Below are 7,800 nucleotides of genomic sequence, written 5' to 3' on the forward strand. Positions count from 1 at the left end.
TTCGAGTTCAAAAGTTTTTTTATTTCGTAGAAATATAGATGTAGTCTCTCATGTTTTGCCAAGATATAAAAATCGTGTTCATACCTCTTTCCGTATTGGATTTTTACATGAAATAATAAATCCTTTTTTTGCATTTATTTATAAATATTTTCCTGATTCAGAAAAGTTATCTCTTGATGATCTGTGGAGAGTAATTTTTGAATTAAACGAGGATATAATTGAAAAGAGATTTAAATTTAATATTGGTAATTTTATAGACTTAATTGATAATTATTTTGGAAGTCAAAATAGTTTTATAGATTTAAAACAAATTGAAGATGATATTCGTTTTAGGCAGTTTCCTCAAATCTTCAGGAGTGAAAAGTGGGGTAATGGTGAAGATGTTTTTAGTAGTATGCATTCTTTTAAAGGTAGAGAATCTGACAATATAGTTCTTCATATGCAATCAAATGGATCAAGTAGATTAAATGCCGATGAATATAGAATTTATTATGTAGGCTTAACAAGAGCTATAAGTAATCTCGAATATTGTGAGTTTTATTCTGAAAAGATTGACTATAAAAAATTTTTAAATAGAAGAGAATTTATCCCATCATCAAAAGGCGTTTTTATTGGAAGAAAAGGTGACATAATTTGGTCGAATGAATCCAATCCTTATAAGTCAGATATGGCCCAAGATTGGTTTTCTCGTCATCCGAATAATATTGTTGAACTTGAAATAATTTATAATGATTCAAATTTTAAAGAGCCAACATTTGATATCGTTACAAAGAAAAAATGTATATATATTGGTTCTTTATCTAAATCTTTATCGGATTCACTAAGATATTTGTTCTCTAGTGATATGCCTCCAAGATTTGGCAATATTTTTATGGTAGGAACTACAACAGGATTAATTGAAGACTTTTTACCACGAGAAGAAGATAGTACAAACTTTAAGGAGATTATCAAATATATTAAAACTAAACCTAAAGTGATTTTTTATCCCAATGTAGTGGGTATATTGAAGCCAAGGTTTTAAATAAATGGAAATTAAAGGAGATATTAGAAATGAATTTATAAACAAACTAAAAGCTAGTTTGATTGGACCTCTGCGAGAAGAAGAAGTCATTGAAGAGAGTCCAAAATCAAAATATTTATATGGATATATCTCTCCTACGCCAAAATCTGAGGAGGAATCATCAATAGCGGATAGTATTTCTGATTCAAGTAGCCTATCAACTGGAGCAATTGAATCTTCTAATAAAAATGAAGATGATGATGATTATGAACAACCTCTTGAGCTTGTTTATGAGCCAAGTTCATTGGGAATTTCTTTCCAAATCAAATCTGGTGATGAAATTAAAGTACATGTTAAATTTGCAAGATATTTTGAGATAGATCAAGATGGTAAGAAATTTTGGAAGAGAAAAGGTTTTGAATTTGATAATCTTATTTCTTTTAAAAATAGAAAAGTAATTCTCGAAGATGGAATATATTTACACATATATAGCGTGTATAAAAAAAGTGAAGATTTTTATATGTATACAATCACTTTGGTAAACGATCTAACTATTAGATCTAGCGAAGATTATGTTGATAAAACGCCCTATATTTTATTTCAGCCCGTAATAGAAATTTCTACATTGGAAGATAATATTTTTAGTGAAAGACCTTTAAATTTAAATTCTGGTGATTATGAAACAAGAATGTATGAATTTCTTTATTCTAATTCTAGACCCTTGTGCTACGGACATGGAGTTTCTACACAATGGGATGAAAGTAAAACAAAAATCTGGACAGAATATTTACCATTTCATGCAATAAACCCTATAGATAAAAATGCAACAAAATATTTTCGTAAAATTAATATCGAAAATTTAGATGCTGATTTTCTTGGTACTTGTAATAAAAAAATATTATCAGAAACACTTGATAATTTTATTCATGTTTATGAATCTTGGATTGATGAAGTTATAAAAAATAAATTAAAAGAATTCCCAGATATTGCAAGACAGTTTGCGAGTTCAAATCTTCAAATATGTGAGGATGTTATAAAAAGAATAAAATCAACAATTAATTGTCTTGATAAAGATGATTCATTTAGGAATGCATTTCAATTAGCTAATTTAGCAATTTCAGAACAAAGTAGCTGGAAGTCTGAATCTAAATCTTTTATTTGGAGACCTTTTCAGTTAGCTTTTATATTGCTCGTTTTGGAGTCTTTTAGGGATAATAATTGTGATAGTAAAAAAGTGGCTGATTTATTATGGTTCCCAACTGGAGGAGGTAAGACAGAAGCGTATCTATGTATAATTTCATTTCTATTATTTAAGTCTTCATTCAAATCGAAAGAGATAGATGATCCTGGAACACAAGTATTTATAAGATATACACTCAGGCTATTAACTACACAGCAATTTGAGAGAGCCACCTCACTTGTATTGGCATCTGATTACATCAGAAGAGAAAGTAAGTTTTGCCATAAAGACTCTAAATCTTTTTCCATTGGGCTCTGGATAGGTCAATACTCTTCTCCAAATACAAGAAAAAAAGCGATGGAGCTTCTTGAGAATGAAGAAATACAGACAGGAGATCCAAGGCAGATTACCGAATGTCCTTGTTGTAAATCGGAACTTTTTTGGGATTTTAGACCTGATGCACCTTTTAGTCCAACTTGTAGAAATAAGTCATGTAAATTAGTGGGTGATTTACCTGTTTATACAGTCGATGAAGATATATATAATGTAAGACCCTCAATAATTTTAGGAACTACAGATAAATTTATTCGAATACTAAAAGTACCAAATACAAATCATTTATTTTATTCTTCGACTGGGAGAAATCCTGAGTTGATTCTTCAAGATGAACTTCATTTGATTTCAGGTCCGTTAGGTTCAATATCAGGATTGTTTGAAGCTGCGATAGATATGATATGTAGCAAGAAAAATCCTATAAAAATAATTGGATCAACTGCCACAATAAAGAATGCTAATGTGCAGGTTAAAACTTTATTTGATAGAGAATTAGTTCAATTCCCCCCTCAAGGGATAAGTTTTGATGATTCTTGTTTTGCTGTAGAAAATAAAAATGATAGTGGAAGATTATATATAGGAGTTTCTACAATGTGTAACTCCCCTAAACAAGCTTTAGCAGGAATTGTTGCAGCTGCTTTTCATCATGCACAAAATATTTATTATGAAATGAAGGAAGGTACCCAAGAGAAAAAGCAGGCTGAAACCTTCACTACATTAGTAAGTTATTTTAATTCTCTTAAAGAACTTGGGGGCGCCAATGTTCTCTACCAAGATCAAGTAATTGAAAAACTAAAAAGTATCGCAAAGGACTTTAATCAAAATACTTATAGTATTCAAAATATTTGTGAATTAACTTCTCAGAGATCACAACAACAAATAAAGACTTTTTTAGAAGATCTTCATTTGACAAGAGAAAATGATGGTGCTCTTGATGCTTGTTTGTCAACAAATATGATAAGTGTGGGAGTAGATGTATCTAGACTGGGATTAATGATTATAAATGGTCAAACAAAATCAAAATCTGAGTATATTCAGGCTTCCAGTCGAGTTGGTAGAAAATTTCCAGGCATCGTTATAAGCGTTTATAACTCTAATAAAGTTAGAGATAAATCTTGTTATGAAAACTTTAAGGATATNCATCAGAATCTTTATAAAGATGTTGAAGTAACCAGNCTCACCCCTTTCTCCCCAGAATGTATAAAAAAAGCATTACCTTCAGTCATCGTCACGGCTTGTAGACATNTGTCGGAATTTGCTCTTAATTCACCTGATCTCTCTCAATTTCATGAGACCTTTTCAGAAGTTAGTGATTTTCTTNTTGAAAGGTGTAAAAGAATNTCTCCCGAGAATTTAAAGTTTTTGGAAAATCAAATTAAAGATTTTGAAGCTGACTGGATAGATATAAAACCAAAAAATTATTTTAAAAGTCCAAAAAATAAGGGTAAATCATTGATGATTGATGCTGAAATAGCAGCATCTTCAAATAAAACATTTGAGGAGTATACATGTATAACAAATGTTAGGAATGTAGAGGCNGAGGCCCTGATCAGAGTAACNGATCCTACTAGGAGAAGGAGAAGAGGATAATGGGAGATTTAATAACTTTAAGGAAGAGTAATTTTATTGCTAATTACGGCGCTGGCAGTATCTTTGACTTCAGATCAGATAAAGCATCAATATCTGCGATTGTTCTTTTATTTGATAATTGGCAATACTCAAGAAGAATTGTTGAGCCAAGACTTGCAAATTTTTTAAATGTTACTGATTTTCGTGAGCCTCCTTCACTTAAAGATAAAGAAGAAATATTATCATCTGAGCCTATAAGAGTAAAACAATTTCCAAGATGGTTGCAATGTCCTAAATGCAGAAGAATAAAAGATTTAGATGATTGGGCAGAGAAATCATATGGCTCTTACGATAAGTACTGTCAAAACTGTTCGAAAGAGGGATCAAAATCCAAAAGATTTTATTGTGTGCCAATACGATTCTTAGCAGCATGCGATAACGGCCANATAGATGATTTTCCTTGGAATAGATTTGTTAGACATAAAGCTGGCTGTAAAGAAAGCGATTTAAGACTAATTGACCTAGGTGCGGGGATTGATAAGGTATTTGTAAGATGCGAAACTTGTAAAACTCAAAGAAGTCTAAAAGATGCTTTTAATAGATCCGGTTTTATAAATCCTCCTATTGCATGTAGTTGTAAATCGCCTTGGATTGAAGCTGATTCCTTTAGAAATGAAAAAAGATGTGAGAGGCCTTTCAGAGCATTTCAACGTGGATCTTCCAGTTTATATTTCCCAAATACTAAAAGTGCAATAAGTATNCCCCCTTGGTCAAGTGTGAAGAGTGACTATATNGGNCNACACCTTCCTACACTNCTTTCNNCNCNAGAAAATNTTTTANCTNTTTTGGTTCAANNTTTATCTGAAACTGATACAGGTTTTAAAAATATGATTAAAAATGGCATGTCGGTTGAAGATATCACAAATCATATAATTTCAATCAGAAATCTTGATGTTAATGAAGAAGAAATGACATCAGATGAATATTTGGTTTTAAAAAATTCCTGCAGAGAAGATATGGCAGATATTGAATTTATCGCTGATAAAAAATTTGTACCTGAGGATTTTAAATCTTTCATAAATGGAATTTCTAAAATTAAACGTTTAAGNGAGGTAAGGGCTTTAGTTTCTTTCTCAAGAATCAATTCATCTGAAAGTCCATCCTTAAGACAAAATGTTGTTTCTAATAAGGGTGATTGGTTGCCAGCTATTGAAAATTATGGAGAAGGAATATTTGTAGATTTCTCAAGTAATTATTTAAATGAATGGGAANCGAAAAAAGATGTANTAAATAGAATAGANGANGCNACAAGATTATTTAAGAATGCATTCTTAAAAGATGGTGGAGAATTAAGTGAAATAAAGAATAAAATGACTCCAAGATATTTTTTATTACATACTATTTCTCACTTATTAATTAGATCTCTATCAAGTACTTGTGGATATTCTTTATCTTCAATCAGAGAAAAAATTTATAGTAATACATTCACAAGAAAATAAAAGTGTTCAACAAGCAGGNATNCTTCTTTATACNTCATCTTCAGATGCGGATGGAACTCTTGGTGGCCTTGCNGGAATGGCAGAGACTCAGAAGTTTTCAGAATTAATNAAATCAGCTTTACACGATGGTCAATGGTGTTCAGGAGACCCCCTATGTATGAATAGGGTTACTGATATTTCATTAACTGGTTCACTAGCATCATGCCATAGTTGTACTTTATTGCCTGAAACATCTTGCGAAGTATTCAATCGTTTTTTAGATAGAGGTCTTCTTTATGGAACTGAGGATAATAAAAAAATTGCTTTTTTTGGAGAACTATTTAATTAGTGGCCATAATATATCCAAAGCGAATTCCCCTTGAAATCGAGAGAGATCCTAGAAGAAAATCGGAAAGAATATTGTTCGATTCTTTTAGAGAATTCTTAGGTGATGAAGTAATAGTTTATTATTCGAGAACTTGGCGAACCTTTAATTTAGATAAAAACAAAGAAAGTATTTTTGTTAATGGCGAGGCTGACTTTATTATTGTTTGGCCCGATTATGGGATATTGGTAATTGAATGCAAAGGGGGAGGAGTTGAATTTAAAGATGGAATTTACACAACTACAAATAAAAATTTTGAAAAAATAAAAATAAAAAATCCATATAAGCAAGTTGATAGATCAAGATATCGAATCATTGAGCATATTCTCTATAAAAATTTACTTGGAAGAACAAAATTTGAATTAACTCAAAGCATTATTGATGGTGTTTTTTTTCCTCAATCAAAAAGATCAAGTTGGGGTGAATTTGATATTGACCAAAAATATAAGCAAACTGGATTTGAAGATAATTTGAAAAATATAGCATCGTGGGTAAAAAGTTTATTCATAACAAAATTGTCAGATAAAGGTCTTAGAAGTTTTTCAGAAAAAGATTTAGTAATTATTCATAAAATATTTGAACCAGAGGGTTCTTGTGAATTTGCCTTTAATACAGAATTAATTGAACCAGAGAATTTTTTTGCTAAAGGCATTTCTCCATCTTTGCATCAAGCCAAAATAATTTCACAATTAAAATATACATCTAGAAATTTAATTTGTGGCTCTGCGGGAACTGGTAAAACTTTAATTGGAATTGATGCTCTACATAGATTTTCTGATTTGGAAAAAGAATCATTATATGTTTGCAATTCACAAATACTAGCCCAAACATTAAGAGGAAAAAATCAGGGCATATCAAAAAATATAGAATTCTATAGCTTTCTGGAGTTTTTAAATAAATTAATCGATATTTTAAATAAATACGAAGTAACTTTTGATTCTAAAGCAAATACATATAATTTAATTGAATTAATAATTAAAAAAACGCCATATAGATGTAAGACATTAGTGATAGATGAAATGCAAGATTTTGATGAAAATATTATTCCTGCTTTGGCAAGACTTACAACTAAAAATGGAAATTTTATATGTTTATTTGATCCTCAACAAAATATTTCAAATGAAGCATTTTCTGTTGATGATTTAAGGTCGATGTATGATTTTGGTAATTTTCAAGTTCTAGAAGATAATGTAAGAAATACGCCTCAAATAATTTCTTTTTATCAAAATATTTGCCCGTCCATTAAAGCTGTAAATTGCCTATCTCCAAATGGACCAGAAATTGAAATAATAAGTTTAGAAAAATTAAATATTAAAAAGTTAGATAATTGTATAAATAAATTACTTAAGAAATTTGGATTAAGGTCTGAAGAACTAATAATACTGGTCAAAGATCATAAAGAAATATCAGATCTTAGATTATCTGCAATAAATATAAATTCATTGTTTTCAAAACTCTCATTTAATTTTGATTGTTCTAATAAAATAAGGGTTTTTAACGTAGAAGCCGTAAAAGGTCTTGAATCAAAGGCAGTTTTAATTTGGTCAGATTATAAAGAATTTACTGAAACTGAAAAATATGTTGCCATGTCTAGAGCAAGAAGTTTACTTGCATTTATAGAATTATCCTCTTAAAGGATTTGATTTTTTTAAAAATTGCTTTTAAATTAAATAAATTTAAATTTAAATTTGAATATAAAAAATAATTCTAAGAAAATAGGAATTTGGCCTTTAGTGGGAGCATTATATGGACCAATTATCTTTTGGATTATTGCGATTAATTTACCTAGGTTTACTAAAGTTGAATGGAAATATGTTTTTGAATCCAATAAAACGAGAGTTGCCCGTCATCGCAA

Annotated in this window: 4 protein-coding genes; all 4 read left to right on the forward strand. The window is 30.0% G+C overall.

Annotated elements, in window-relative coordinates:
* The first annotated feature begins 1,025 nt into the window (after nt 1-1,025).
* The 4 genes from CBD51_002125 (at nt 1,026) to CBD51_002140 (ending at nt 7,579) form a co-directional block, all read left to right on the forward strand.
* Entirely contained in the window at nt 1,026-4,103 is a 3,078-nt protein-coding gene (locus CBD51_002125; protein ID RPG59921.1) for a hypothetical protein, read from the forward strand.
* On the forward strand, nt 4,103-5,581 hold the full coding sequence (locus CBD51_002130; protein RPG59922.1) for a hypothetical protein: 1,479 nt from the start codon (nt 4,103-4,105) through the stop codon (nt 5,579-5,581). The genes CBD51_002125 and CBD51_002130 overlap by 1 nt, the downstream gene beginning before the upstream one ends.
* 76 nt (nt 5,582-5,657) lie before the next feature.
* Entirely contained in the window at nt 5,658-5,909 is a 252-nt protein-coding gene (locus CBD51_002135) for a hypothetical protein (protein RPG59923.1), read from the forward strand.
* On the forward strand, nt 5,909-7,579 hold the full coding sequence (locus CBD51_002140) for a DUF2075 domain-containing protein (GenBank protein ID RPG59924.1): 1,671 nt from the start codon (nt 5,909-5,911) through the stop codon (nt 7,577-7,579). The genes CBD51_002135 and CBD51_002140 overlap by 1 nt, the downstream gene beginning before the upstream one ends.
* Nucleotides 7,580-7,800: the final 221 nt, after the last annotated feature.

It is taken from the genome of Flavobacteriales bacterium TMED191, from assembly GCA_002171975.2.
In the GTDB taxonomy this organism is placed as follows: domain Bacteria; phylum Bacteroidota; class Bacteroidia; order Flavobacteriales; family TMED113.